The sequence below is a fragment of the Candidatus Kuenenia sp. genome, from assembly GCF_039794105.1.
Lineage (GTDB): Bacteria > Planctomycetota > Brocadiia > Brocadiales > Brocadiaceae > Kuenenia.
The window spans coordinates 270,843-294,734 of record NZ_JBDIWA010000001.1 but is presented as its reverse complement, the minus strand read 5'-3'; the positions used below and the strand labels follow the sequence as shown (position 1 = coordinate 294,734).

The 23,892-nt window shown below is 37.7% G+C and carries 33 protein-coding genes; 2 read left to right on the top strand and 31 right to left on the bottom strand.

Features of this window, described 5'->3' with window-relative positions; all coding sequences use genetic code 11:
• Positions 1-123 precede the first annotated feature (123 nt).
• Together ABJL82_RS01250 and ABJL82_RS01245 are read left to right on the top strand one after the other, a co-directional pair.
• Positions 124-2,199: a VWA domain-containing protein gene (locus ABJL82_RS01250; RefSeq protein WP_347272862.1), complete on the top strand. Its 2,076-nt coding sequence runs from the start codon at positions 124-126 to the stop codon at positions 2,197-2,199.
• A 385-nt stretch (positions 2,200-2,584) separates the two neighbouring features.
• Positions 2,585-2,866, top strand: coding sequence for a Druantia anti-phage system protein DruA (locus ABJL82_RS01245; RefSeq protein ID WP_347272861.1), 282 nt, complete (start codon positions 2,585-2,587; stop codon positions 2,864-2,866).
• Positions 2,867-3,353: 487 nt separating this feature from the next.
• Here ABJL82_RS01245 and ABJL82_RS01240 read toward each other — a convergent pair whose 3' ends face one another.
• The 31 genes from ABJL82_RS01240 to rplB all read right to left on the bottom strand — a co-directional run bounded on the left by ABJL82_RS01240 (position 3,354) and on the right by rplB (position 23,890).
• Positions 3,354-4,127 (bottom strand): DUF3786 domain-containing protein, encoded by a 774-nt coding sequence (locus ABJL82_RS01240; RefSeq protein WP_347272860.1) that lies wholly within the window; start codon positions 4,125-4,127, stop codon positions 3,354-3,356.
• Positions 4,128-4,265: 138 nt separating this feature from the next.
• Positions 4,266-7,034 (bottom strand): pyruvate, phosphate dikinase, encoded by a 2,769-nt coding sequence (gene ppdK, locus ABJL82_RS01235; protein WP_347272859.1) that lies wholly within the window; start codon positions 7,032-7,034, stop codon positions 4,266-4,268.
• 1,251 nt (positions 7,035-8,285) lie between these two features.
• Entirely contained in the window at positions 8,286-8,753 is a 468-nt protein-coding gene (locus ABJL82_RS01230; protein ID WP_347272858.1) for a dual specificity protein phosphatase 23, read from the bottom strand.
• Positions 8,740-9,360, bottom strand: a complete 621-nt coding sequence (locus ABJL82_RS01225) for a Maf family protein (RefSeq protein WP_347272857.1) — start codon at positions 9,358-9,360, stop codon at positions 8,740-8,742. Before ABJL82_RS01225 ends, ABJL82_RS01230 begins: the two co-directional genes overlap by 14 nt.
• A gap of 23 nt (positions 9,361-9,383) precedes the next feature.
• Positions 9,384-9,959 (bottom strand): 50S ribosomal protein L17, encoded by a 576-nt coding sequence (rplQ, locus tag ABJL82_RS01220; RefSeq protein WP_347272856.1) that lies wholly within the window; start codon positions 9,957-9,959, stop codon positions 9,384-9,386.
• A gap of 4 nt (positions 9,960-9,963) precedes the next feature.
• Entirely contained in the window at positions 9,964-10,980 is a 1,017-nt protein-coding gene (locus ABJL82_RS01215) for a DNA-directed RNA polymerase subunit alpha (protein WP_347272855.1), read from the bottom strand.
• A 146-nt stretch (positions 10,981-11,126) separates the two neighbouring features.
• Entirely contained in the window at positions 11,127-11,753 is a 627-nt protein-coding gene (rpsD, locus tag ABJL82_RS01210; protein WP_347272854.1) for a 30S ribosomal protein S4, read from the bottom strand.
• Positions 11,754-11,787: 34 nt separating this feature from the next.
• On the bottom strand, positions 11,788-12,165 hold the full coding sequence (gene rpsK, locus ABJL82_RS01205; RefSeq protein WP_347272852.1) for a 30S ribosomal protein S11: 378 nt from the start codon (positions 12,163-12,165) through the stop codon (positions 11,788-11,790).
• Positions 12,166-12,350: 185 nt separating this feature from the next.
• Positions 12,351-13,187 carry an SAM-dependent methyltransferase gene (locus ABJL82_RS01200; protein ID WP_347272851.1) on the bottom strand — a complete coding sequence of 279 codons (837 nt, stop codon included), beginning with the start codon at positions 13,185-13,187 and terminating at the stop codon, positions 12,351-12,353.
• A 66-nt stretch (positions 13,188-13,253) separates the two neighbouring features.
• Positions 13,254-13,637 (bottom strand): 30S ribosomal protein S13, encoded by a 384-nt coding sequence (gene rpsM, locus ABJL82_RS01195; protein ID WP_347272850.1) that lies wholly within the window; start codon positions 13,635-13,637, stop codon positions 13,254-13,256.
• Positions 13,638-13,666: 29 nt separating this feature from the next.
• Positions 13,667-13,780: a 50S ribosomal protein L36 gene (gene rpmJ / locus ABJL82_RS01190; protein WP_347272849.1), complete on the bottom strand. Its 114-nt coding sequence runs from the start codon at positions 13,778-13,780 to the stop codon at positions 13,667-13,669.
• Between the two features lie 41 nt (positions 13,781-13,821).
• A complete protein-coding gene (gene infA, locus ABJL82_RS01185) occupies positions 13,822-14,040 on the bottom strand; it encodes a translation initiation factor IF-1 (protein ID WP_099325909.1) in 219 nt (72 codons plus the stop codon).
• A gap of 19 nt (positions 14,041-14,059) precedes the next feature.
• The gene (gene map, locus ABJL82_RS01180; RefSeq protein ID WP_347272847.1) at positions 14,060-14,812 is read right to left on the bottom strand and encodes a type I methionyl aminopeptidase; all 753 of its coding nucleotides are present in this window, start codon (positions 14,810-14,812) and stop codon (positions 14,060-14,062) included.
• Positions 14,813-14,817: 5 nt separating this feature from the next.
• Positions 14,818-15,495 carry an adenylate kinase gene (locus tag ABJL82_RS01175; RefSeq protein WP_347272846.1) on the bottom strand — a complete coding sequence of 226 codons (678 nt, stop codon included), beginning with the start codon at positions 15,493-15,495 and terminating at the stop codon, positions 14,818-14,820.
• Positions 15,492-16,874 carry a preprotein translocase subunit SecY gene (secY, locus tag ABJL82_RS01170; RefSeq protein ID WP_347272845.1) on the bottom strand — a complete coding sequence of 461 codons (1,383 nt, stop codon included), beginning with the start codon at positions 16,872-16,874 and terminating at the stop codon, positions 15,492-15,494. Before secY ends, ABJL82_RS01175 begins: the two co-directional genes overlap by 4 nt.
• Positions 16,871-17,314: a 50S ribosomal protein L15 gene (gene rplO / locus ABJL82_RS01165; protein ID WP_347272844.1), complete on the bottom strand. Its 444-nt coding sequence runs from the start codon at positions 17,312-17,314 to the stop codon at positions 16,871-16,873. Before rplO ends, secY begins: the two co-directional genes overlap by 4 nt.
• Entirely contained in the window at positions 17,311-17,796 is a 486-nt protein-coding gene (rpsE, locus tag ABJL82_RS01160) for a 30S ribosomal protein S5 (RefSeq protein WP_347272843.1), read from the bottom strand. Before rpsE ends, rplO begins: the two co-directional genes overlap by 4 nt.
• A 30-nt stretch (positions 17,797-17,826) precedes the next feature.
• Positions 17,827-18,195 carry a 50S ribosomal protein L18 gene (gene rplR / locus ABJL82_RS01155; protein WP_347272842.1) on the bottom strand — a complete coding sequence of 123 codons (369 nt, stop codon included), beginning with the start codon at positions 18,193-18,195 and terminating at the stop codon, positions 17,827-17,829.
• 23 nt (positions 18,196-18,218) lie between these two features.
• The gene (gene rplF, locus ABJL82_RS01150; protein ID WP_347272841.1) at positions 18,219-18,779 is read right to left on the bottom strand and encodes a 50S ribosomal protein L6; all 561 of its coding nucleotides are present in this window, start codon (positions 18,777-18,779) and stop codon (positions 18,219-18,221) included.
• Positions 18,780-18,805: 26 nt separating this feature from the next.
• A complete protein-coding gene (rpsH, locus tag ABJL82_RS01145) occupies positions 18,806-19,204 on the bottom strand; it encodes a 30S ribosomal protein S8 (protein ID WP_347272840.1) in 399 nt (132 codons plus the stop codon).
• Between the two features lie 33 nt (positions 19,205-19,237).
• Positions 19,238-19,423 (bottom strand): type Z 30S ribosomal protein S14, encoded by a 186-nt coding sequence (locus ABJL82_RS01140; RefSeq protein WP_347272839.1) that lies wholly within the window; start codon positions 19,421-19,423, stop codon positions 19,238-19,240.
• 10 nt (positions 19,424-19,433) lie between these two features.
• Positions 19,434-19,976, bottom strand: coding sequence for a 50S ribosomal protein L5 (rplE, locus tag ABJL82_RS01135; RefSeq protein WP_347272930.1), 543 nt, complete (start codon positions 19,974-19,976; stop codon positions 19,434-19,436).
• 16 nt (positions 19,977-19,992) lie between these two features.
• A complete protein-coding gene (rplX, locus tag ABJL82_RS01130) occupies positions 19,993-20,328 on the bottom strand; it encodes a 50S ribosomal protein L24 (RefSeq protein ID WP_347272838.1) in 336 nt (111 codons plus the stop codon).
• 42 nt (positions 20,329-20,370) lie between these two features.
• Positions 20,371-20,739, bottom strand: a complete 369-nt coding sequence (gene rplN / locus ABJL82_RS01125; protein WP_099325899.1) for a 50S ribosomal protein L14 — start codon at positions 20,737-20,739, stop codon at positions 20,371-20,373.
• Positions 20,740-20,761: 22 nt separating this feature from the next.
• Positions 20,762-21,034 carry a 30S ribosomal protein S17 gene (rpsQ, locus tag ABJL82_RS01120; RefSeq protein WP_347272837.1) on the bottom strand — a complete coding sequence of 91 codons (273 nt, stop codon included), beginning with the start codon at positions 21,032-21,034 and terminating at the stop codon, positions 20,762-20,764.
• Between the two features lie 8 nt (positions 21,035-21,042).
• Positions 21,043-21,261 (bottom strand): 50S ribosomal protein L29, encoded by a 219-nt coding sequence (gene rpmC / locus ABJL82_RS01115; protein WP_347272836.1) that lies wholly within the window; start codon positions 21,259-21,261, stop codon positions 21,043-21,045.
• On the bottom strand, positions 21,258-21,677 hold the full coding sequence (rplP, locus tag ABJL82_RS01110; protein ID WP_347272835.1) for a 50S ribosomal protein L16: 420 nt from the start codon (positions 21,675-21,677) through the stop codon (positions 21,258-21,260). The genes rpmC and rplP overlap by 4 nt, the downstream gene beginning before the upstream one ends.
• On the bottom strand, positions 21,661-22,320 hold the full coding sequence (gene rpsC / locus ABJL82_RS01105; protein ID WP_347272834.1) for a 30S ribosomal protein S3: 660 nt from the start codon (positions 22,318-22,320) through the stop codon (positions 21,661-21,663). The genes rplP and rpsC overlap by 17 nt, the downstream gene beginning before the upstream one ends.
• Before the next feature lie 17 nt (positions 22,321-22,337).
• Entirely contained in the window at positions 22,338-22,679 is a 342-nt protein-coding gene (rplV, locus tag ABJL82_RS01100; protein WP_347272833.1) for a 50S ribosomal protein L22, read from the bottom strand.
• A gap of 73 nt (positions 22,680-22,752) precedes the next feature.
• Entirely contained in the window at positions 22,753-23,019 is a 267-nt protein-coding gene (rpsS, locus tag ABJL82_RS01095) for a 30S ribosomal protein S19 (protein WP_347272832.1), read from the bottom strand.
• Positions 23,020-23,044: 25 nt separating this feature from the next.
• A complete protein-coding gene (gene rplB, locus ABJL82_RS01090; protein ID WP_347272831.1) occupies positions 23,045-23,890 on the bottom strand; it encodes a 50S ribosomal protein L2 in 846 nt (281 codons plus the stop codon).
• Positions 23,891-23,892: the final 2 nt, after the last annotated feature.

Genomic DNA, 23,892 nt, shown 5'->3' with positions numbered 1-23,892 from the left:
ATGATAACGACAATACTTTCAGAACGTTATAAAGACGTTCGTTATCCCAACCGGCAATTAATCTCTTTTATGAATTTATTCATTGGATAAAACGTTAAATCGGATTTTACAGGAGGCGTCAAAATGGGGAAAAAATCACCCGTAAAAAAAATCATTACCTTAATGGGTATCATTATAATTGCGATTGTTGTGCTCAAATATCTGGGAAGAGTAGAACCGGTTCTTGAAATCGTTCCAACGGAATTAAATTTTGGAGATATGGAAACCAAAAAGTCATTTACCTTACTGAATAAAGGAAAAGAAAAGTGGAAAATTCTCTCTAATGTAAAGACACTTCAGTATGAAATTGATACCCCTAAAGACATTGAATGGATTTCGATTCCGTTAAAATCCGGGATGTGCGAAAAACAAGAAGAAAAAACCGTCACTGTTGTTATTAACAGAGATAAACTTTCCGTAGGGAAGAACCTGGGAACAATCGAAGCAAAATCAAATGGCGGCAATAAAACTATTAATATTGTGGCGGAGAGGATAAAAGAAGAAAAAATTATAAAAATAATGCGTCCCCATGCCAGAACGTCATTGTTAATAGACAATGAAGTCACTATTCAGTGGATAGCAACCGCAAACATAGGTAATTATGTGGATATTCTTCTTTTACTAAATGATTCCATAATAGAAACTATTGTAAAATCTTACAATTACAGAAACGATGACACAAGCGATGGAAATTATAAATGGACGCCGAAAAGTCCGCTTCGTCCCGGGGAAGAGAAGTATACAATAAGAATTGTTGACTCTTCGGATAAAAACGTTTTCGCAGATGTCCCTCTTATTCAAATTGTCTCTCCCATTACAAAGCTTTTCCTGAAAAATATTACCACTGCACATCAAAAGCCCAGTACTATTCAGTTTATCTTTTCTCTTCGGGATCAAAACAACCGTGCGGTCTCGATAAATCCTTCTGCATTTGATTTAAGAAATCTGAAGATTTGGGAAAACAATGAGGAAATTGATTACCATGAAAGCTATCCTTTTCTCTACACACAGGACGATTTCCAGATGCAGGTTATGTTGGTGCTGGATTTTTCTGCTTCAATGCAAAAGCAGCCAAATGGTGTTGAAACAATGCTTGCGGGTGCAAACTCTTTGATAGACAATCTTAAGGAAACTCATCAAATAGGCATTGTTGAATTTCACAGGCCGGATGAAGCACCTTCCATTATTCAACCATTTACCACGAACAAACAACATGCAAAAGAATCAATCGAAAATTTTTCCACAAAAAATATCTACAGCGATTTCTCAATTTGCTGGGATGCCGCTTACCATGGGTTAAAACAATTTCCCGCCGGACCAGACCATAAAATTTTCAGAGCGTTAGTCTTTATTTCAGATGGTTTTGACAATTCGAGTCTGAAGCAGCCGGAGGATTTAATATTACTTGCAAATAAAGAAGATATTCATATTTATAACATTGGTCTTGGGGATATTCGAAATGAGAGTATCCTCGAAAATATCTCAACCAAGACAGGTGGCACTTACATCCGTGCGGAAAACATGGGTGTTTTTCTGAAACGGTTTAAACAAACTATTGATGATCTGGGCGGGCAGTATAAGATAAGTTACATAACTCCAAAAAGACCAGAAGACGGAATTTTTACGGTAAAAGGCGAACTTACCTATAAGGGAGTTACCGGTACTCCTCCCCTGGAAGACCCGGTTGATCCATCTCTCATATTCGGAAAGACAAATCAGGGGGTTATTTCATTCGAAATCTCCCCTTTTATAAAGGGTGAAAGCGCCGAAATTTTTATGTGGTGCGAACATATGCCAAGATACGTTAGTACCTTCCGTTTTTTTTTGAAGACAGATACGCCGTATACCATTTCATTAGTACCTGAAAGCGATGGTGGAATTTGTAAAGGCTGGAACATAATCAAGGCGGAGGATGGCTGGTACCAGTTAAATTTTCCCAATCCCAAGGATATGTCCCATGATTTGGAATTTGGCCGTTCCGGGATTATCTGTAAGATTATTCTGGATGAAATAAAGGAAAAGGAAACAGAAGTGTCTTTCCTTCTGGATAATTCCGTGTATCAGCGTGGACAGACATTTTATGGAAGAGATGCTTCTGAAATAGACGCAAATAAGAATTGGAGCAAGACACTATCTATTTCCAAAGAACAACATCCGTGATATGTGCATTCTCAAAGGGACATTCCCGATTTATTGTAAAAAAGCTTATTATACTCAACAGGTTCATAATATGTGAATTAAACGCCGACCAGGAACAATATCCTCAAATACCAAGAATAGTCCTGTTTTTGATTTTGTAAAATTAGGGGATTGGCATGCCTTGAAGTATGGAATACCAGAGTGGTTGCAAATACCACCTCTGCGAACCTAATTCCTCATAAAGAAGTTTGTGTCTATGCGCATACAATGGAGTAATCCGTATGCGTTAGAAAGATAGCGTATTCCCCGTGAGGGGAGAGCATGTCCAGAGACTGCCGAACGAACTACTCCGTTCAATTACAGTTCGTCCTGTTTCACAAATGACCAGGCAAATCGGGACACACTGATGCGCCAGCATCATTATCTTGGATTTCGTTCTCTCGTGGGAGAATCAATCCGTTACGTAGCAGAATCTCAAGGACAATGGCTTACCTTGCCCGGCTGGGTTGCCGCAGCATTAAAAAGTACCGTTCGGGATAAGTGGATTGGATGGCCGCCATTTTTAAAATCACAACGACTGAAACTCATAGCAAACCACTCCCGTTTCCCGATCATTCCTCAGATACACGTACCAAACCTTGCCTCCCGTATTCTTTCTCTTAACCCAACTTCGACAAATTTATCATGAAAAAGGCAAGAAATTGAGCAAGTAATAGTCGTAACCTATTGGTATGGTTGATGTTGCTTTTGGCGTTCAATGTAGTGCCTGAATACAATTGCTTATGCTTGCGGCACGTTACTCGACTGGTAAAATAATGGAAAAGCAGCACACGATTTACAATAAACTCCATATTAAACATACACCATTAGGCAGAAAAAATATAAAATCACACATGAAAACTCAAATATGTAGTGCCGAAAAATGAAGGACTAAAGCCATAACATATTAAAATTAAAAGCGATACGATTTCTGTCTATCGAAGTTGGGTAAAGATTGAGCAGCCGTTACGTTCGTGCTGTTACCCACAAACATTTAATTTGATATCAAATCAAATTCCACCAGATCTGGAGTTCTGAATTTATAGAAAATGCTTCGTCCCTACTTTTTCAAAAAACTAAACTGTTACAAGATTGTATTTTACCTTTTTCTTCCTGCAGTGGAAAAAGTTGTCTTGTTAGTGAACAAAAATTTCCACAAATCTTTCAACGAGATAAGCCAGATATTCTATATCGATATAATCTTCTGCACTACTATCAAGAAACAACTTACAACTAGCCGGAAATTCATCGTCTGCTTCCCAAAAACACATATACAATGGTATCCTTGGCAATAAACCAAATTGATAAATATAATCGGCCTTCATTTGCCCTTGTGCAGCAACCCCACCCAATTCCTTACATCTAATTATCAATCCTTGTTTATTGCCATTGAATTTTATGGCAATTTTCTCTTCAGCGTTCCGCTGAAATGCTTTAACGTGTGAAGCGGTATTTGGAAAATATCCCAATGTGACCCATTCACCGGTTAAAGGTCTGCCGCCCTTCCTGCGTACATAATCATAAATGATAATTTTGGACCACGAATCAAGACAATATGTATCCTTTTCATATAAACCTTTTCTGCGAATCTCATATGGTTTATTTATCATTTTAAGCGTTATTCTCTCTTCGCCATCCTTAAACTCATACCCGCCGCCAATTGCAGCGCTTGCATCCTTAAAATTCACACGTTTCGCCACAGCTTCTAACTCATAACTTACACGACTGTAATTATCGTCCATGGTAGCTACGGGTTTATTTAACTTCAGCTTACTGTCTTTGTTTGCAACATATGGGCAATCTTGTATTCTACGTTGAGAGTTCATTACTTTAAGTGCAAACGCGGTACAAGTTGCATCTCCACATTCACCACAATTTGTCTTTGGCAGTTTTTTATATATTTCAATCATACTGTTGTATTCAATATATACAGAAAGAACCGGATTTCATGCATTAACAGGTATTTTTTCCATCATAACACAAAAGGCATCCTTTTTAAAATAAGGATGCCTTTTGTGTCACGATTATTCTAAAATTAATCTTTCTGATTAAATTGTTGCACGTGATAAAGGTTGTTCTAGTGCTGCCTGTGCAGCGGCAAGACGGGCTATAGGTACCCTGAAGGGAGAGCAACTTACATAATCCATACCTATCGCATGGCAAAAGGAAACTGTTTGAGGATTTCCCCCGTGTTCACCGCAAATTCCAATCTTTAATTCTTTTCTCGTGCTTCTCCCGCCATTAATACCTATTTGAATCAACTTCCCAACACCATCCTGATCCAAAACCTGAAAAGGATCTTTCTCTAATATTTCATTATCAATATACTCCGGAACGAAAGATCCAACATCATCACGGCTAAAACCAAAGGTCATCTGAGTTAAGTCATTCGTCCCAAAGGAAAAGAACTCAGCATGTCTGGCAATATTATCTGCTATTAAAGCTGCCCGTGGCAATTCGATCATTGTTCCTATAAGGTAATTTACCTTTACACCTTTTTTCTCCATTATTTCTTTTGCATTTTTTTGAATCAACTCTTTTAAGATAATTAATTCTTTTTCAGTACTAATAAGGGGCAACATTATTTCCGGATAAATGACGATACCCTTTTTTTTCATGTTACATGCAGCCTCGATAATTGCCTGTACCTGCATCTCATATATTTCGGGATAGGTAATACCAAGCCTGCATCCTCTATGGCCAAGCATAGGATTTAGTTCGTGAAGCGCCGAAACTTTTTCCTGTATTTCCTGAAAACTAATTTTCATCCGCTTTGCTATTTCTCTTTGATTATTTTCCTCTTGAGGCAAAAATTCATGAAGGGGAGGGTCCAGAAGACGGATAGTCACAGGAAGCCCATCCATCTCTTTAAAAATCTGTTCAAAGTCTCTGCGTTGCATAGGAAGCAATTTCTTCAATGCAGACATATATGCCGCCATTGGATATTTAATTTCATTCTGCGCCTTTGCTAAATCTTTTTTAAGAACATTTATTTTGTTGTTTTGTGCATTACTTATTTCTTTTTGTATACAATCAATTTTGATTTTCAAATTTTTCACATCCGGGGCGGAAAGAATCATTTGCCGGACAAAATCGATTCTATTCTCGCCAAAAAACATGTGTTCTGTTCTGCAGAGTCCTATGCCTTCAGCGCCAAACTCGCGCGCCTTCCGCGCATCTATCTGAGTGTCTGCGTTAGTTCTCACTTTCAACTTTCTTATCTCATCCGCCCAAGTCATGAGTGTGGCAAAATCATCGCTAAGTTTGGGTACAAGAGTTGCCACATTCCCCATCATTACCTCACCGCTGCTGCCATCTAATGAAATGAACGTCCCTTCCCTTATCACTTTGCCATTTACCTTAAAAAGCTGCTTTTTATAATCCACATGTATAGCACTACAACCAGCGATACAACATTTACCCATTCCCCGCGCAACCACAGCAGCGTGGGAAGTCATACCACCGCTGGTAGTAAGAATTCCTTGAGAAACATGCATCCCTCCAATATCTTCCGGAGAAGTTTCTTTCCTGACGAGAATTACCTGTTCATTTTTCTCGGCCAGTCTTTCTGCATGTTCAGCGCTAAAAACGACCTTGCCAGTGGCCGCTCCGGGAGAAGCAGGCAGACCTTCTGCTATTACTTCTCTTTTTGCCTTAGGATCAAAAGTCGGGTGCAATAACTGGTCGAGTTGATTAGGATCAATTCTGGAAATAGCCGTCTTCTTATCTATTAATTTTTCCCTTACCATATCTACTGCAATTTTTATTGCCGCACGAGCAGTTCTTTTGCCATTTCTTGTTTGCAGCATGAACAAGCGATTCTCTTGAATAGTAAATTCTATATCTTGAACATCTTTAAAATGCTTCTCTAATATGTTTTTATATTTAAAAAGCTGTTTATAGACCGCTGGCATTTCTTTTTCAAGATTTGCAATCGGCTCTGGTGTACGAATACCCGCAACAACATCTTCGCCCTGTGCATTAATAAGAAATTCCCCGTAAAATTTGTTTTCTCCTGTTGAGGGATTTCTGGTAAAACAGACCCCAGTGGCAGAATGGTCTCCCATATTTCCAAATACCATCGCCTGAACATTTACTGCCGTACCAATAAGCCCCTTAATTTCGTAAAGCTGCCTGTATTTTACTGCGCGAGGGTTGTTCCATGATGCAAAAACGGCCTCAATCGCTCTATGAAGTTGTTCTGCAGGATTATTCGGAAATGGTTCCCTCGCATTTTTTTTATAAATTGCCTTATACTCTTCTACAATATTTTTCAATTGTTCTGTTGTTAAATCTGTATCATTTTTGACCCGTGATTTTTTCTTATATTTGTCCAGGATTTCTTCGAAATAATGTCGTTCAATCCCCATAACGACATCACCGAACATGGAAATAAACCTGCGGTATGCGTCCCAGGCAAACCGCTCATTTCCCGTTTTTTTTATCAACCCTATTACCGTATCTGGATTTAAACCAAGGTTCAATACCGTATCCATCATTCCCGGCATAGATGCCGCAGCGCCACTTCGAACAGAAACCAACAGAGGATTATTTGAATCGCCTAACTTTGCTCCCATTAATTTTTCCAACATGGAAAGATTTTGCGCTATCTCTTTGTCAAGTCCCTTGGGATACTGTTGTTTATTCTTATAATATGCATCACAAACCTCCGTTGTAATAGTAAAACCAGGAGGAACAGGGATGCCAATATTAGTCATTTCCGCCAAATTTGCCCCTTTACCACCAAGCAGATGCTTCATATCTGCTTTCCCATCAGCCTTACCATCTCCAAAGAAATAGACATACTTGGGCGCCATTCAGAATGCTCCTTTCAATGAATATATTTCTAACACAAAAAGAAATTCAACTTTTGCAATAAATTACACCACCAAAAATCAAACAAAATGTACAATCTTATTTTGATCACAAACTATCAACCTTTTTGGCAAATTTTCTTTAACAGCATAGTCACAAGACTATTATCTTTGTGAGAAAAATTGCGCCAATAAATCCACCTGACTAAAGCAATAAAATTATTTTCTAAGAAAAGAACCGAACGCTGGGATGACATATTTTCAGCGGTGAAATGTTGTTCTTAAGCGTTTTCCTTTAAACAATGAAAGTACTTTTATAATCCCGAACGCTTAAAAATATTTTGGACGGTATAAATTTTAATCAAATTCTATCAAAATCAAGTAATTAATATAAATATTTTAGTCCCATAAAGCCCATAAAAAGAGCAAATGTTTAATTTGTGGGGATTTATTTCATTTAAAAACAATCGCGCAAAACAAATACAAACCACATAAATTATACCGCTATTTCTTCTATAAAAACTGTAACCATAACATCTTCGTATATAAAAGACACTGATTTTCGTGAATACTATCATAAACAAATTTAACTGGCAAGAAAATTTCAAGGCAGGAAAATAATCCTTTAGTTGCAATAAATCACCTTGCATAAACAAGTTATTTAAGAACAAACCTAAAACATTCTACAAAAGAATGCAGTAATTGTAATTGGATTTAACATCATTTATCTCTGCAAAGTATTACGCGCTTAAAATACTAATATTTTTTCTGAGAGATTTAATAAAATAGCTTCTCCGTAACAATTCCACACAAAATCTGTAAAACAGAGCAGCCTATTTAAAATCTTTTTGCATATCTGTCTTTGTTAGTTTACCCAACTTTTAACCATTTTCTGAAAAATGGTTATCGTAATTCCAAGTCATTGTTAGATTGAAATCTTGCATATTTTCCAAAAACAGAAAAATCAACGGAGTCATATATTTTCTTTTTTAAGGAAGATTTTCTGTTTATAAGGTGGAAATTAAACTGCACTGCTACACATGCAAAAAAATTGCGCTGCTTACTTGATTTGTATTGAAGGAACAACAGGAAAACCTAAGGAGAATTGAATGATTGCGGATAAGGAAATTGTTACAAGTATACTTTTTACAGTAAAAAAAATAAGCGACCTAGATTTAGACAATACATAATTGTTAATATCACTTCAATAAAATACAAGATATTTCTTACTTGCTTAACATGCTATACTACACGCTATTTTTTAATCTTTTTAGAAAGTCTTTTCTCGTATTTTAATACAGTTTCTTCCTGTGCAGCAGTCTCAACAGAACCCGGTCTCTTTTTACGAACTTCTACAATAGCATCTTTTGCACTAAATCCTTTATTTACAAGGTAACATGCCAGCATAGTACCTGTCCTCCCAATTCCTGCATCACAATGTACAACCACTTTTCTACCAAAAGACACAGCCTCATTTACAAAAAAAATAAATTCTTCTATCTGTTCTTGCGTCGGTGGGGTAAGGTCTGCAATGGGGATATGTTTGTTGGCAAAACCAAATTCCTCTAATAATATTTTATGAAGCGGCCACTCTGACAAAGTAACTATAACATCAATACCATTTTCCCGAAGAAATTCAAAATCAGATACTACAGATATGGGCCTAGCCATACCAGCAATTTCACCTTTTAAGAGCCAGCTAAAATTTCTAGGAATATTCATTATTTATAAAATCATTAAGCATTTTATTCAATAACTCTAGCGGTAAACCAACAACATTTGAATAACTTCCATCTATTCTATCAATAAACCTTCTACCTGCTCCCTGGATAGCATAAGCACCGGCTTTTCCCATTGGCTCTCCTGATTGCACGTAATTTTCAAGTTCATATACCGAAACGTTCTTCATTTTTATCTTGGTCAGTGCAACACCTACAGATTCCTTTTCAGACGGCATTTCTTTAATACAGAGTCCGGAAAATACCTCATGAACCGAATTATTTAATAAAAAAAGCATTCTTCGTGCATCATCTTCATCTTTTGGTTTGCCATAAACCTTATTGTTATGCAAAACAACCGTATCTGCTCCGATGATAAACACATCTTTCAGCCCTTTAGCGACACTACATGCCTTTAACGATGCAAGATATTGAACAAGTACGTCCGGCGGTAATCGTTTTTTATAAAAGCTTTCGTCGACTCCATGAGGTACTACATCGAAAGACAACCCCGCCAATTTTAACAATTTAATCCTTTGCGGCGAAATTGAAGCAAGGACAAAACGCTTCCCGGAAAAAATCTCTCCTGGTGTTGAGCTTTCTACCCACATAAACAAAAGCATATCAGAAAAAATCAGAGGCTTTTAAGCGAAGATGTGGCAACTTTGGGTTTAATCTCTTCTGAGTATTTTACATCAGTTTCAGTTTCTACCAATTCAAAAATAGCAAGGGAGGCATTATCATTAAGCCTTCTTCCCAACAACCTTAATTTTCTACGTATTCCACCCATAGAATACTCAAGCGCTGGTATCTTACCAACACTGCTCCCAGAAAGTACTCCTAAGCGTGTGCCTGACAATTTCAATATACGTGTATATCCACCGTTCCTGTTTATAAATCTTTTTGCAATACCTTCGCTCTCGCGCCAATCTCCTTCTCCAAAAATCTTTTTTACAATATCAACATTCTTCAATCTAGAAAGAACCTGTCGATAACAGTGTACATAGCCTGGCCTGTCGCTCTCTTTTTTGTCCAATCCTTTTTTAGCTATGGTGATTATTTTTTCAACAAAAGATCTTGTCTCCTTTGCTTTTTCAACAGTTGTAACTATTCTTCCGTGAGTAAAAAGGCTATTTGCGATATTCTGCCTCAATGCCTTTCTGTGAGCGGAAGTTCTAGATAAATGTCTGCCTCTCTTTCCATGTCTCATTGTATCAACCTTTTCCCTTTTCCATTCGTTTTATTTCCAATGGCATCCCAATAGCTAAATTTAACTGACTTAGTTTTTTCTTTAATTCCTTCATCGTAGTTTTCCCGAAATTCTTAATTTGTAAAAGATCGTCCTCTGTTTTAACAACAAGATCACCTACCGTTACAATATTAGCAGTCTCTAAACAGTTAGAAGCTCGCACCGATAAATCTAATTCCGCAATCGGCATGCTCAACGTCCTATTAAATTCTTCAACAGACATGTCAGATATGCACTCCGCACTCATATTTTTTTCGATTTGTTGTAATTCTCTGCCTATTTCGAAGTATTGTATAAACGGATTTAAATGCTTTCTGGTAATCATTGCGGCTTCAACCAAAGCCATCTCGGGAGTAACAGTACCATTCGTCCAAATCTCTAAAATAAGTCTGTCATAATTTGTTCGTCTTCCAACACGTGTTTCCTCCGTGAAATACCGTACATTTCTGACAGGAGAAAAAAAAGAATCTACAGATATCAAACCAATATCTTGATCCTCAGATTCATTTTCATCAGCAGTTACATATCCGCGGCCTTTTCTCACTTCCATTTCAACATTAAAAGCCACATCCTCTGAAAGTGTTGCTATATGTAAATCATCATTAACAACTTCCACGCTTTCGTCAGTAATAATATCTTTGCCGGTAACTTTACCTTTTTTACTAGCCTCAATTTTTATAATCTTCGGCTGATCGGAATGCATTTTGACAACCAAATTTTTGATATTCAGGATAATATCAGCAACATCTTCTATTACACCTGGTACATTGGTAAATTCATGCGCCACCCCTTCAATTTTAACGGAAACAACAGCGCAACCTTCTAAAGAAGACAATAAAATTCTCCGTAGACTATTTCCTATTGTGTGACCAAAACCACGTTCGAAAGGGGCCGCTATGAACTTACCATACCTGTCGGTCAAAGTTTCATTTTCAACATCTACTCGTACTGGCAGTTCAAGACCTCTCCACCTTATTCGCATATTTTCCTCCCTAATCTATTTATAAGGGAATTTATAAAAATAAATTTGACGCAAGTAATTTTCTTACGAATGTTTGCGGGATTACAACTTCAATTGATGACTACAATGATAACTCTTATCATTGTGGAATGTTCCGGCTAAAAAAATTATTTTGAGCAAAGTTCGATTATTAACTGTTCCTGCACGGAAACAGAAATATCATCCCTGTTTGGAAGTTGTGTCACCACACCTTCCAATGCATCCTGCCGGAATTCTAACCAAGAGGGTATTTTTCTGGATTTTAAAGCTTCCGCGTTATCCTGAACAAGCTTCCGACTTCTCTCGCTATTTTTAGGCTTTATCACATCACCAACTTTTACTAAAAAAGAGGCGATATTTACTTTTTTATCATTGACCGTTACATTGCCATGTAAAATAAGCTGTCTGGCACTTTTTCTTGAATGAGCAAATGTAAGCAAATGTACGACATTATCTAACCTTCGTTCCAGCATTACTAATAGGTTATCACCAGTATTCCCTTTTTGTTTTTCCGCTTTTCTAAAGCAATTCCGGAACTGTCTTTCTAAAATACCATAAAAACGTTTCACTTTTTGTTTTTCCCGGAACTGAATACCATACTTCGAAAGCTTTCCTCTTCCCCATGAAAATTGCCCCGGAGGGTATTTTCGCTTTGTTATCGCACACTTAACCGTTTCACAACGGAATCCTTTTAAAAACAGTTTTTCACCTTCTCTTCGACACAACCTACATTGTGGTCCTACATATCTTGCCATATCTTTCCTTTCCAGAACTACACCTGTATTTATTTTACACCCTGCGCTTTTTACGGGGTCTGCAACCATTATGTGGAAGAGGCGTGACATCTTCTATCGCTTTTACACTCAATCCCGCTGCTTGAAGAGCCGTGATAGCTGATTCTCTGCCAGGCCCAGGCCCTTTAACCCTTATTTCTACTTCTTGTATTCCATATTTCTGTGCCTTTTCAGCAGCACTTGTCGCTGCTTTTTGAGCTGCGAAAGGGGTGCTTTTACGGGATCCTTTATAACCTGCGGTGCCAGCACTTGCCCAGCAAATTGTCTCTCCATTAACATCTGCTATTGTCACATAAGTATTATTAAATGTAGCTTTGATATTTGCGATAGCTCTTGTAACGTTGCGCCTAATTTTTTTGCTAGTTTTAGACATATTTCACCTCATCAATCAAAATCATCCTGGTTATTGTGTTTAATACACAAAAAACATAGTAACACTTTTTTTAACTTTAATTACCGCTTGTAACGTCATACAAACGTTTTTTTAAAACTATCATATTTGTTATGAGGTTATCAGTATACCGCAAAGCGAACAAATTAACTATTACAATAATTGTATCACCCACATATTGCCTTATAACATTCACTTCGACTTGAACCCGTATCGGCAAAAAAACTTTGCAACACAAAGTCGGTATTAAACATCTCATCTAATTTCTGAAATTTATTCATATTGTATTTTCTATTTCTTTTCTTTCTTTTCGCTATGATCATCAGGTTCTTTGGCGTATATTTTGGAGATACGATCTCAACGAGCTTAACACTGTAACCTGCTCCAGCTAAAAACTGTGCTCTTAATGCTTCGGTAAGGATACTAGCAAACCGATATCTCAATAGGCCAAAATCCGTTATATCCACCAACGGATGCCCTTCTTTAAGCCGATTCCTAATATTATTTTCACAACAGGGTACTACCAGAATGTGCCTAGATTTGATTTTAATTGCTTTTGCAATAGTTTCATCCGTAGCGACATCACAAGCGTGAAGTGCAATAACAAAATCGACAGATTTTTCTGGTAAAACATCAATTGTTTTAGTATTTATAAAACACATATTTTTAAATCCGAGAAGGCTATTGATCCTCTCGCATTTTTCTATTATTGCCGGATTCTTATCGACCGCATAGAAATATGTATTTAAAGCAAAGGTATTTGATAGCACATAATTTAAGACAAACGACAAATAAGATTTACCACAGGAACAATCAAGAAATACAATTTCCTTTTTTTCTTTATAGAAGGTTTCAATTATGGTTATAACTTGTTCACAGAACCCTACGACTTCATTAAACTTCTTGTTTTCTCTCCTAATTGAAACATCTATATTCAATTCGAGAGCATTTAAAAAATTTACATTGGCTTTCATTAATGCTGCAATTATTTCTTTCTTTTCCATCTTAACCTTTTGAGATTCTTAATCACGTATCAAAAATTAGTTAATTTACTTAGAATGCAAAAAGGTTTACCTCATTTCTTTAACTCCTTTTTTGCCCGCTACAGTTTTCTTTCGCCCCTTTCGAGTTCGAGCGTTAGTTTTTGTCCTTTGACCTCTCACCGGCAATCCCATTCGATGACGCATTCCACGGTAACAACTTATACTTCTTAAACGTGAAATATTCTGCAATTCTTGTCTGCGTAATTGTCCTTCTACGTTATAATTTTTCCCGATGTGAGCGCCTAAAATACTAAGCTGATCTTCATGAAGGTCCTTAGCACGCACATTTTCATCTATGCTAAGTTCTTTTAATATTTTCTTAGATAAAGCACTCCCAATACCGTAAAAATATGTTAGCGCAACAACTATTCTTTTGTCTGCGGGAATATCTGTACCTGCAATTCTAGGCATTAATAGATTCCTTTCTAGAAATCACAAAACTATCCTTGCCGCTGCTTGTGCCGAGGATTCGAACAAATTACACGAACTACATTTTTTCTTCTTATTATTTTACAGTTTTCGCAAATTCTCTTCACCGAAGTTCTAACTTTCATGGTGGCATTCTCTAAATAATAACTAAAATATACCTACTCTTTTAAACTTGCCTATAAATTATCCTACCTTTATCAAGATCATATGGCGACATCTCAACAGTCACTTTATCACCAGGCAATATTTTAATAAAGTGCATGCGCATTTTGCCAGAAACATGCGCAAGTATCTTATGTCCATTTTGTAACTCCACCCGAAACATTGCATTGGGTAGAGACTCCTTTACAACAGCTTCCACGCGAATTGGTTCTTCTTTTGCCATATTATGTTAATAAAAAATTTTATAACGTTAGAATTTCAGCCCCATTCTCCGTAACTACCACCGTATGTTCAAAATGTGCTGATAATTCCCCATCTTTTGTCACTACGACCCACCTATTATCCAACACCTTCGTATCTGGTTTTCCAACACAAATCATAGGCTCTATTGCAATAGTCACGCCAGGCATTAATATTTCATCAGATTCTAAAAGCGACTTACTAACAAAATTAGGTACTTGTGGGTCTTCATGCATGCTCCTGCCAATGCCGTGACCAGTATAGTCTCTTACAACCGAATAACCGTTTTCCTCTACAAACTCTTGTATTGTTCGCGAAATCAGTGACAACTTTTCGCGTGACTTGATCACACTTATGGCCAAATATAGTGATTTTTCACACACACCTAAAAGTCTTTCTGCTTCCTCAGAGACAATTCCAACGGGTATTGTCAATGCTGCATCTGCAACATATTTACGATAACGGACACCAACATCAATGCTTAGAATATCACCTTCGTCTAATCTTCTTTGACTAGGTATACCATGAACAACCTCTTCATTTATTGAAGTGCATATACTCTTAGGAAACCCTCTATAACCTTTAAAAACAGGTATCGCATTCTTGCTTATAATGAATTTCTCTATTTCTTCATTCAAATAATCTGTTGTTACCCCTTTTTTAGTGAGTTCTCTTGCCAGTCTTAATGCTTCTGCCGTTATCTTTCCAGCACTTCGCATTATTTCTATTTCACGTGGAGATTTGCGTACTATCACTTTTGTCACCCGGCCATTGTCTTTTTTTGCTTCTTGCACTCTTGATTAATGATATCAGCGATAGCCTTTGAGATCACCTCTATTCTCAAGTCACTAATTATTTCCTTTAATATCTTATTTTTCTTATAATATTCAACTAGACCTGCCGTTTGTTCACGATAAACTTTAAGTCTTTCTATAATTGTCTCTGGTTTATCATCGGCCCTTTGAAGTAATTTCCCACTACACTTATCACAAATGCCATCTTTTAGCGGCGGCACTAATTTTATGTGATAATTCGCACCGCACACACTACAAATCATCCTACCGGACAATCTATCAATAACCGTCTGCTCAGAGACAATAAAATAAAAAACAATATCAAGACTATCTCCAAGTGTTTTTAACATTTCGTCAAGTACTTTTGCTTGAGAAAGTGTCCTTGGAAAACCATCCAAAACAAAACCATTTCCACAATCATTCTTTAAAATTCTATCTACAACAATCCCCACAACAACTTGATCTGGTACTAATATGCCTTTCTCTATATAAAAACGAGCCTTCATACCGGTCTCAGTTCCGGCCTCTATAGCTTCGCGCAATAAATTCCCCGAAGAAATATGCGGAATATTCTCAATCTTACTAATTGTTTCCGCTTGTGTTCCTTTACCTGCACCCGGAGGACCTAGAAATACGATCCTCATCCCATCCTACCTCTAATTCGTGTACCACCGCTAAGAAAGCCACTATATTGCCTCATTATCATATGCGATTCGATTCTCTGCACCATATCCAATGCAACACCAACAATTATCAGTAATCCAGTGCCTCCATAAAAGCCAGCAATAGCTCTGTTAAGTTCAAAGCCTCCTGCTACCAACTTCGGAAGAATAGCAATTAAAGATAAAAAGGCAGCACCCGCAAGTGTTATCTTTCCCATAATACTCTCAAGATATTCTGCAGTTCTATGCCCTGGCCTAATCCCGGGAATAAAGCTGCCGTAATCTTTCATATTATTTGACATTTCTCTTGGGTTAAATTGGATAGCCGTCCAAAAATAACAAAAAAAAGTAATTAGCAAAATATACAACATAACGTATAAAACACCTTCTTGTAAAATACCCGATAAGCGTGATGTTATCCAATAACCAACGCTCCCGGGTTCAAACCTTATCTGTATACCTTGCATGATTGCAGCAGGGAAAATCAACAATGATTGCGCAAATATTATCGGCATCACGCCTGCTTGATTCACTCTTAGAGGCAAGAAGTGTCTTTGTCCACCGTACACCCTCCTACCACGCGTATGCTTAGCTTGTTGTATAGGAATACGCCTTTGCCCTTGCGTTATATAGACAACACCACCTACAATGGCGAAAAACATACCCAACAATATTAAAAGTTTAACGATTCCAATCTGATGTTCTGCCGGGGCTACAGAAAATGTAAAGTTTTGTACTATCTGGTTAAAAGCCCACGGCAAGCGCTCAATAATCCCAACCATAATAACTATCGATATACCGCTCCCTATCCCGTGCTCTTCTATCTGTTCCCCGATCCACATCAAGATCATAGTGCCAGTTGTTAGCAAAATTGCCGCCATTAACTGAAAACTAACGCCTTGTAGGTATACTGGTATGACCGGTACTCCATTAAACTCAACAGTATAAAGAGTTCTCGTCATCACAAAAGCTTGGAAAAGACACAAACCTACGGTTGCAATCCGCGTATATTGATTAATTTTCTTCCTGCCTACTTCACCCTCTTTCTGTAGTCTTTCTAAATAAGGTACCACACCTACTAACAACTGAAAAATGATAGACGCACTTATGTAAGGCATCACTCCTAGCCCAAAAATAGCTCCGGAAGACATGGCACCGCCCGCAAACATGTCTACCATTCCTAATAATTGTCCAATTCCGGACTGTGAAAACTGATTAAAATACGACTTTAATACACTGGTATCAATTCCTGGTATGGGTAAATAAACGCCTACACGACACAATGCTATTAAACCAAGAGTGATTAAAACCTTTTTCCGTAACTCAGGTATGCGAAAAACATTTCCAAATTGTTCAATCATGAAATTATTTTAGCCTCTCCGCCTGCTGCTTTAATTTTTTCCATTGCGACTTTGCTAAATTTGTGCGCTTCAACTGTAATTGAATTTTTCAACTCGCCCTCTCCCAACACCTTCACTCCTGCACCTATTTTTTTAATTACCCCAGATTCCTTCAGTGTAGCAATCGTTACTATATCACCACTGCCAAAATGTGCAATGTCCTTTAAATTTACAATGTTATATTCTTTTTTAAATATGTTGTTGAATCCACGTTTTGGTAATCGGCGGAAAAGAGGTGTTTGTCCACCCTCAAACAATTTTTTCATGCTGAAGCCAGATCTCGAAGAAGCTCCTTTTGCTCCGCGACCTGCAGTTTTTCCCCAACCTGAACCAATTCCTCGCCCTACCCTCTTCTTACGTTTCCTCTTTATTGGTACCGCATTTAAATCAAAAAGATTCATTCTATCCTTACTCCCCGTAATTCTTCAACTTCTTCTTTTGTTTTTAGGGCTCTCAAACCGTTTAATGTCGCCTTAACAACATTAAGTGGATTCCTTTTGCCATAACATTTAGTCAAGATATTTCTTACCCCTACATATTCTAGAACTGCCCTTGCAGGCGCACCAGCTTTAATACCTGTACCTGGTGAAGCGGGCTTCATGAATACTCTGGCAGCCTTGTAACGTCCCATTATCTCGTGTGGTATCGTGTCGCCCTTTAAATTTATTTTAAATAGCTGTTTTTTCGCTTCCTTGACGGCCTTATTTACCGCATTTGGTACCTCACGCGCTTTACCAAAGCCGATACCGACACTCCCCGCCTTATTTCCAACAACAACAAGAGAACTAAAGCTCATCGACTTTCCACCCTTGGTTACAGTCGTACATCGGTTAATTTTTACAACTGTTTCTTCTAGATTAATCGGTTGTTCTGGTTGCGCCAACTGTATCTCCTTGTTCGACTTATCAAATAATTAAAAATTTAAACTATTCTTTCTGGCACTTTCCGCCAAAGCTTTAATCCTTCCATGATAAGCATATCCACCTTTATCGAAAACTACTTTTGTAATACCTTTCTTTATAGCCTCTTCTGCCAGTTTTTCACCAACGATCTCTGCCGCCTTTATGTTGCCACCATATACGATACTTGCTCTAACATCTGGCGTTAAAGTAGAAATTGCAACTAGTGTCTTCCCCTCATTATCATCAATAATCTGACAATAAATATTCTTCAGACTTCGATAAACACTCAAACGTGGTCTTTCGCAACTACCTATCACTTTCTTTCTGATTCTTTTATGTCGTCTTGCTCTTTTTCTTCTTTTTTCTTTAATCGGATCCATAATCTATACCCTTAACCAAAATATTACCCACCGGAAGACATGGCCTTACCGGCTTTTCTTCTTATCACTTCTCCGGCATACTTCACACCCATGCCCTTATAAGGCTCAGAAGGCTTTTTAGCTTTTATCATTGCAGAAAACTGACCAACCAATTGTTTGTCAGTACCAGAAACCGTTAATTTAGCGGGGTTTGTTGGATTTTTAACCTCAACCTTAATATCTTTTGGTATCTCCATATGTACAGGATGCGAAAAACCCAGCGATAAAATTAGCGCATTGCCTTGTATTTTAGCATTATATCCTAATCCAACAATCTCAATATCTTTAGAAAACCCACGCACAATACCTATCATCATATTTGCGAGCAATGCCCTAGTTAAACCGTGCAATGCTTTAAATCGCTTTTCATCCGAGCTTCTTTTCACAATAATCTGTTGACTACCTAGTGCGTATTCAACATCAATGCTCAGATGAACATTTAAATTTAAGGTACCCTTAGGCCCTTTTATCTCAATAGCTTTATTGTTTATTGCTACTTTTACATCACTCGGAACCTTAACAGGTTGCTTCCCTATTCTTGACATCCTAACCCCTTAAATAAAAAAACCTATTAAGACACTGTACAAATAAGTTCACCGCCAATTTTTAACCTTCGACACTCCTTGTCGCACAATATCCCTTTTGATGTAGAATATATCGCAGATCCGAAACCTCCGCAAACCTTTCCTACATCTTTGGCACTTTTGTAAACCCTTCTGCTTGACTTACTCTCTCTTACGAGAGTGTTAATAACCTTCTGCTTCAACGCACCATATTTTAAATAAACCCTGATGGTACCTTGTTTATTATCAGGAATTTCTTTATATTCTTCAATATAACCCTCACTTTTCATAATTTTTAATATCTCCTGCTTAATTTTAGAAGCAGGAATATCAACGCTATCTCTACGAATCATATTAGCATTTCTTATTCGTGTAAGCATGTCTGAAATTGGATCTGTCATGCACATATTTTATCCCTTTTCAATAAATCAATTTTAATTTTACCAACTTGCTTTTTTAACCCCAGGTATCTCACCTTTTAACGATAGCATCCTAAAACATATCCTGCATATCTGAAATTTACGATAATAGGCTCGCCTTCTCCCGCATAATTTACACCTATTATATTTTCTAGTTTTGTATTTAGGATCCCCATTAGCTTTTTCTATTAAACACTTCCTTGCCATTTAAAACTCCTTATTCAGACCTAAAAGGCATTCCCAATGACTTTAGCAATTCATGAGAATATTCATCTGACTTACCACTAATAACGAATGTAACATCCATACCCTGTATAGTTGTAATTTTATCAATATTCACTTCAGGAAAAACTGTCTGTTCTGTGAGACCTAATGTATAATTTCCTCTTCCATCAAAAGATTTCACAGATATTCCACGAAAATCTTTTATTCGCGGTAAAACGATGCTGATGAAACGATCAATAAATTCAAACATTCTTTTCCCGCGTAGGGTAACTTTACAACCAATCGCCTGGCCTTCTCTTAGTTTAAAACCAGCAACTGATTTTCTTGCGACAGTAACAGCTGGCTTTTGTCCACTTATTGTTGTCAGATGCCCTATAGCTTCTTCAAGAAAATTTTTATTGTCAATAGCCTTTCCAACACCCATATTGATTACTACTTTTTGTATTTTGGGCACGGAATACTTGTTTCTTAATGAAAACTTCTCTATTAAATAAGGAACAGTTTCTTCTTTATATTTTTTTAATAACCTTACCATAATTAATCCCAAACTATCATTCATCTGATGATATTTCTACACCACAATAAACACACGTACGCAATTTAGCGCCATTTTCCAAAACCTTCTTTTTTATTCTTACCCCTAATCCGTTTTTCTTGCAACTTCTATTCTGACAAACAGGCAAAACATTTGCGGCTGATATTGAAGTCTCTTTCTGAATCCTACCGCCTTGGGGATTTTTCTGGCTGGGCTTAACATGCTTATGTATTACCTTTACCCCTTTTATTACCACACGATTTTTTTCAGGTAATGCCTTCATTATTTTCCCAGTTTTTCCCGCCTCATTTCCAGCAACCACTGCCACTAAATCATTCTTGCGAATATGCATATAACCACTGCTTTCCTTCTCTAAAACCTCATTCTCAACTAATTAAACTACTTCTGCAGCCAAAGAAATTATTTTCATAAAGTTTTTTTGCCTTAATTCTCTTGCCACTGCACCAAATATTCTAGTCCCTCTTGGGTTACCATCGTTGTCGATTATAACAATTGCGTTCTTATCAAATTTCAAATAGGACCCATCTTCCCGGCGTACATTATTCCGTGTCCTAACAATAACGCCTTTGCAAACGTCGCCTTTTTTAACTACCCCACCATGAATAGATTTTTTTACAGCTACTACGATTACATCGCCTACCGTTGCATATTTCCGCCGAGAACCACCGAGTACTTTTATACATTTTGCCTTTTTCGCCCCGCTGTTGTCCGCAACGTCTAAACTTGTTTGTTCCATTATCATCTAAACACACCCCAACTAATGATTAATCTTTTGCCTTCTCAACAATACGAACAAATCTTGTAAATTTTGTTTTACTAATGGGTCGACATTCCGCTATCTCTACCTTGTCTCCAACTTTTGCGCTTTTTTCTTCATCATGAACTTTGTAAACAGTAGATTTTTTTACATACTTTCCATACTTGGGATGTTTTACAAGGCGCATTATTTCTACAGTTATAGTCTTATTCATTTTTGTCTTTATGACATTCCCAACATACTTTCTCCGCCTACTTCTTTTTTCAGTTGCGGTTTGCATTTTTATAACTACCCTCCTGAAACTAGATTTTTATTAATTCCCAAATCAATCTCCCGCAATACGGTTTTTAATCGGGCAATTTTCTTTTTGATAAATTTTCGTTGTGCAGTATTACCCGTTTCCCCCGATTGCCATTGAAATTTGATATTCAAAAGTTCTCTTCTTGTTGACTCTGCTTCTTCTGCAATTTCCAAGCGCGATTTAACTCTTATCTCAGTAATCTTCAAAACGTACGTCTCCTTCGCACAAGCCTAACTTTTACAGGCATTTTATGCGCTATTCTGCAAAAAGTTTCACGAGCTCCCTCTTCATTTATACCGCCTATCTCATACAAAATCGTTCCTGGTCTCACAACAGCAACCCAAAACTCTGGTTCCCCCTTACCTTTACCCATACGAGTTTCAATTGGTGTTGACGTCACTGACTTATGAGGAAATATCCTTATCGTAAGCTTGCTTTCTTTTGGCATACTATGTGCGGCAGAAATCCTTCCCGCTTCAATTTGTTGAGCCGTAATCCACCCAGGCTCCAAAGTTTGTAAGCCAAATTCTCCAAAAGATACAGCGTTTCCTCGCGTGGCATTTCCTTTAATTTTTCCACGTTGAGATTTCCTGAACTTCACCCTCTTAGGCATTAACCTCATTTGTATCCTCCCCCTTTGAACTTGTAAGACCTCTATACAACCATACCTTAACGCCAATTACACCGTAAGTGGTTTTAGCCTCAGCGAAACCATAATCTATGTCCGCCCGAAGGGTGTGTAACGGAACGCTTCCGTGAGTAATCTTCTCTGTCCTTGCAATCTCTGCGCCACCTAACCTTCCCGAAACCTGAATTCTCATACCTTTAACACCTGCATTAAGTGATGCCTCCATCGCTTTTTTCATAGCCCTTCTAAAAGAAGCGCGTCTTTCCAATTGCTCTGCGACATTTTCGCTTACTAACTGCGCATAAGTTTCGGGTTTAGTTATTTCTTTTATCTTTACAACAACAACACGTCCAATATATTTCTGTATTTCATCTTTAAGCTTATCGACTTCCGCGCCCTTCCTGCCTATTATTAGTCCAGGGCGCGCGGTATGAAGAGTTATCTTAGCCTCGTGCCGTGTTCTCTCTATTTCAACAAATGGTATCCCGCCAAAACTATAATTTTTCTTGATTAGCTTGCGTATCTTGAAATCTTCAACAAGCAAAGTACCAAAAGATTTCTTGTCTGCATACCAGACAGATTTCCACCCTTGCGTTATTCCCAGCCGAAAACCGATTGGACAAACCTTCTGTCCCATTTTTTCTCCTTATCTTTTTATCTTTTAGCCTTTTCAGCCAAAACGATTGTAATATGACTTGTACGTTTTAAAATTCTCGAGGACATCCCTCGAGGCCTTGGACGAAACCACTTCCTGCTTGGGCCACCATCAACTAAGGCATGTTTAACATACAGTGTTTCTACATCCGCAGAGACATTCTCGTTTGCTGCAGCTAACGCAGCCCTGATGACTTTATCTATCATGTAAGATGCACGCTTATGCGTCAGTCTCAAAGTTCTCAAAGCGTCATTAACTGATTTGCCTCTAATAAGATCAATAACATAACGTGCCTTTCTTGGTGAGATTTTTGCGTATTTATGACATGATCTATAATCCATCAATCGTTACCTTTCGATACAAAATTTAATTTCTTGCAAAGCTTTATATCAACATTGGCTTATGCACTGCCTACTATTTCTTTTTGCCACCATGAGACCGAAAAGTTCTTGTAAGAGAAAACTCACCTAGCTTATGTCCTACCATATCATCGGTAACAAATAGCTTATTAAATACTTTACCATTGTGAATCATAAAGGTGTGTGACACAAATTCAGGTATTATGGTGCAGCTTCTTGCCCAAGTACGTAACGATTCATGCACACCCGATTCTTTTTGCTTCATTACCTTTTCTAACAACTTCTTATCAACATATGGTCCTTTTTTTATAGAGCGACTCATCAAATCTCCTAATATCTTTCAAAATTTACAAATTACCCCTAGCCCCAACTCTCCTTCTTCTAATTATAAATCTGCTACTTACAGCTCTCCTCTTCCTCGTTTTTCCACCCTTAGCAAGCAAACCAGTCTTTGAGCAAGGGTGCCTACCACCACCACTTCTTCCTTCACCACCTCCCATCGGATGTGCTACGGGATTTTTTGCCACTCCTCTTACGTGAGGCCTTCTCCCTTTCCATCTATTTCTCCCTGCTTTTCCTAAACGTATATTACTATGATCAGTATTACCCAGTTGTCCAATTGTTGCCCTGCAACTACCGTGAATTTTCCGAACTTCACCAGAGGGGAGTGTTATGTGAGCATATCCGCCTTCTTTTGCCAGCAATCTTGCAACACTACCTGCAGACCGAACTATCTTACCTCCTTGCCCTGCACGCAACTCAATATTGTGCAGATCCATACCCAAAGGTATATTATTAAGAGGCATAGTATTGCCAATGTCAGGATCTACCTTTTCACCCGATTTAACAAACTGACCGACCTTCAATTTCTCGGGAGCCAAAATGTATCTTTTTTCTCCATCAACATAATTAAGTAAAGCAATACGAGCGGATCTATTAGGATCATACTCAATACTGGCAACCTTTGCTGGAATATCATCCTTTCTCCGCTTAAAATCAATATTTCTATATTGTCGCTTACCGCCTCCACCAACATTCCCAGCCGTAATTTTCCCTTCAGAATTTCTACCGCCGGTTTTTTTAAGAGGCCGAATCAAAGATCTTTCCGGCTTTGTTTTCGTTATTTCTGAAAAATCTGAAACACTGGCAAATCTTCTTCCCGGAGTTACGGGTTTGTAATATATAATACCCATAA

Excerpts from the sequence above, each read along its gene's own strand:
- ABJL82_RS01250 (WP_347272862.1), top strand. The coding sequence starts at position 124 with ATGGGGAAAAAATCACCCGTAAAAAAAATCATTACCTTAATGGGTATC.
- ABJL82_RS01245 (WP_347272861.1), top strand. The coding sequence starts at position 2,585 with ATGCGCCAGCATCATTATCTTGGATTTCGTTCTCTCGTGGGAGAATCA.
- ABJL82_RS01240 (WP_347272860.1), bottom strand. The coding sequence starts at position 4,127 with ATGATTGAAATATATAAAAAACTGCCAAAGACAAATTGTGGTGAATGT.
- ppdK (WP_347272859.1), bottom strand. The coding sequence starts at position 7,034 with ATGGCGCCCAAGTATGTCTATTTCTTTGGAGATGGTAAGGCTGATGGG.
- ABJL82_RS01230 (WP_347272858.1), bottom strand. The coding sequence starts at position 8,753 with ATGAATATTCCTAGAAATTTTAGCTGGCTCTTAAAAGGTGAAATTGCT.
- ABJL82_RS01225 (WP_347272857.1), bottom strand. The coding sequence starts at position 9,360 with ATGTGGGTAGAAAGCTCAACACCAGGAGAGATTTTTTCCGGGAAGCGT.
- rplQ (WP_347272856.1), bottom strand. The coding sequence starts at position 9,959 with ATGAGACATGGAAAGAGAGGCAGACATTTATCTAGAACTTCCGCTCAC.
- ABJL82_RS01215 (WP_347272855.1), bottom strand. The coding sequence starts at position 10,980 with ATGCGAATAAGGTGGAGAGGTCTTGAACTGCCAGTACGAGTAGATGTT.
- rpsD (WP_347272854.1), bottom strand. The coding sequence starts at position 11,753 with ATGGCAAGATATGTAGGACCACAATGTAGGTTGTGTCGAAGAGAAGGT.
- rpsK (WP_347272852.1), bottom strand. The coding sequence starts at position 12,165 with ATGTCTAAAACTAGCAAAAAAATTAGGCGCAACGTTACAAGAGCTATC.
- ABJL82_RS01200 (WP_347272851.1), bottom strand. The coding sequence starts at position 13,187 with ATGGAAAAGAAAGAAATAATTGCAGCATTAATGAAAGCCAATGTAAAT.
- rpsM (WP_347272850.1), bottom strand. The coding sequence starts at position 13,637 with ATGCCTAGAATTGCAGGTACAGATATTCCCGCAGACAAAAGAATAGTT.
- rpmJ (WP_347272849.1), bottom strand. The coding sequence starts at position 13,780 with ATGAAAGTTAGAACTTCGGTGAAGAGAATTTGCGAAAACTGTAAAATA.
- infA (WP_099325909.1), bottom strand. The coding sequence starts at position 14,040 with ATGGCAAAAGAAGAACCAATTCGCGTGGAAGCTGTTGTAAAGGAGTCT.
- ABJL82_RS01175 (WP_347272846.1), bottom strand. The coding sequence starts at position 15,495 with ATGAGGATCGTATTTCTAGGTCCTCCGGGTGCAGGTAAAGGAACACAA.
- secY (WP_347272845.1), bottom strand. The coding sequence starts at position 16,874 with ATGATTGAACAATTTGGAAATGTTTTTCGCATACCTGAGTTACGGAAA.
- rplO (WP_347272844.1), bottom strand. The coding sequence starts at position 17,314 with ATGAATCTTTTTGATTTAAATGCGGTACCAATAAAGAGGAAACGTAAG.
- rplR (WP_347272842.1), bottom strand. The coding sequence starts at position 18,195 with ATGGATCCGATTAAAGAAAAAAGAAGAAAAAGAGCAAGACGACATAAA.
- rplF (WP_347272841.1), bottom strand. The coding sequence starts at position 18,779 with ATGTCAAGAATAGGGAAGCAACCTGTTAAGGTTCCGAGTGATGTAAAA.
- rpsH (WP_347272840.1), bottom strand. The coding sequence starts at position 19,204 with ATGTGCATGACAGATCCAATTTCAGACATGCTTACACGAATAAGAAAT.
- ABJL82_RS01140 (WP_347272839.1), bottom strand. The coding sequence starts at position 19,423 with ATGGCAAGGAAGTGTTTAATAGAAAAAGCTAATGGGGATCCTAAATAC.
- rplE (WP_347272930.1), bottom strand. The coding sequence starts at position 19,976 with ATGGTAAGGTTATTAAAAAAATATAAAGAAGAAACTGTTCCTTATTTA.
- rplX (WP_347272838.1), bottom strand. The coding sequence starts at position 20,328 with ATGCATATTCGCAAGAATGATTTAGTGGCAGTGGTTGCTGGAAATGAG.
- rplN (WP_099325899.1), bottom strand. The coding sequence starts at position 20,739 with ATGATAATGGAACAAACAAGTTTAGACGTTGCGGACAACAGCGGGGCG.
- rpsQ (WP_347272837.1), bottom strand. The coding sequence starts at position 21,034 with ATGCAAACCGCAACTGAAAAAAGAAGTAGGCGGAGAAAGTATGTTGGG.
- rplP (WP_347272835.1), bottom strand. The coding sequence starts at position 21,677 with ATGAGGTTAATGCCTAAGAGGGTGAAGTTCAGGAAATCTCAACGTGGA.
- rpsC (WP_347272834.1), bottom strand. The coding sequence starts at position 22,320 with ATGGGACAGAAGGTTTGTCCAATCGGTTTTCGGCTGGGAATAACGCAA.
- rplV (WP_347272833.1), bottom strand. The coding sequence starts at position 22,679 with ATGGATTATAGATCATGTCATAAATACGCAAAAATCTCACCAAGAAAG.
- rpsS (WP_347272832.1), bottom strand. The coding sequence starts at position 23,019 with ATGAGTCGCTCTATAAAAAAAGGACCATATGTTGATAAGAAGTTGTTA.
- rplB (WP_347272831.1), bottom strand. The coding sequence starts at position 23,890 with ATGGGTATTATATATTACAAACCCGTAACTCCGGGAAGAAGATTTGCC.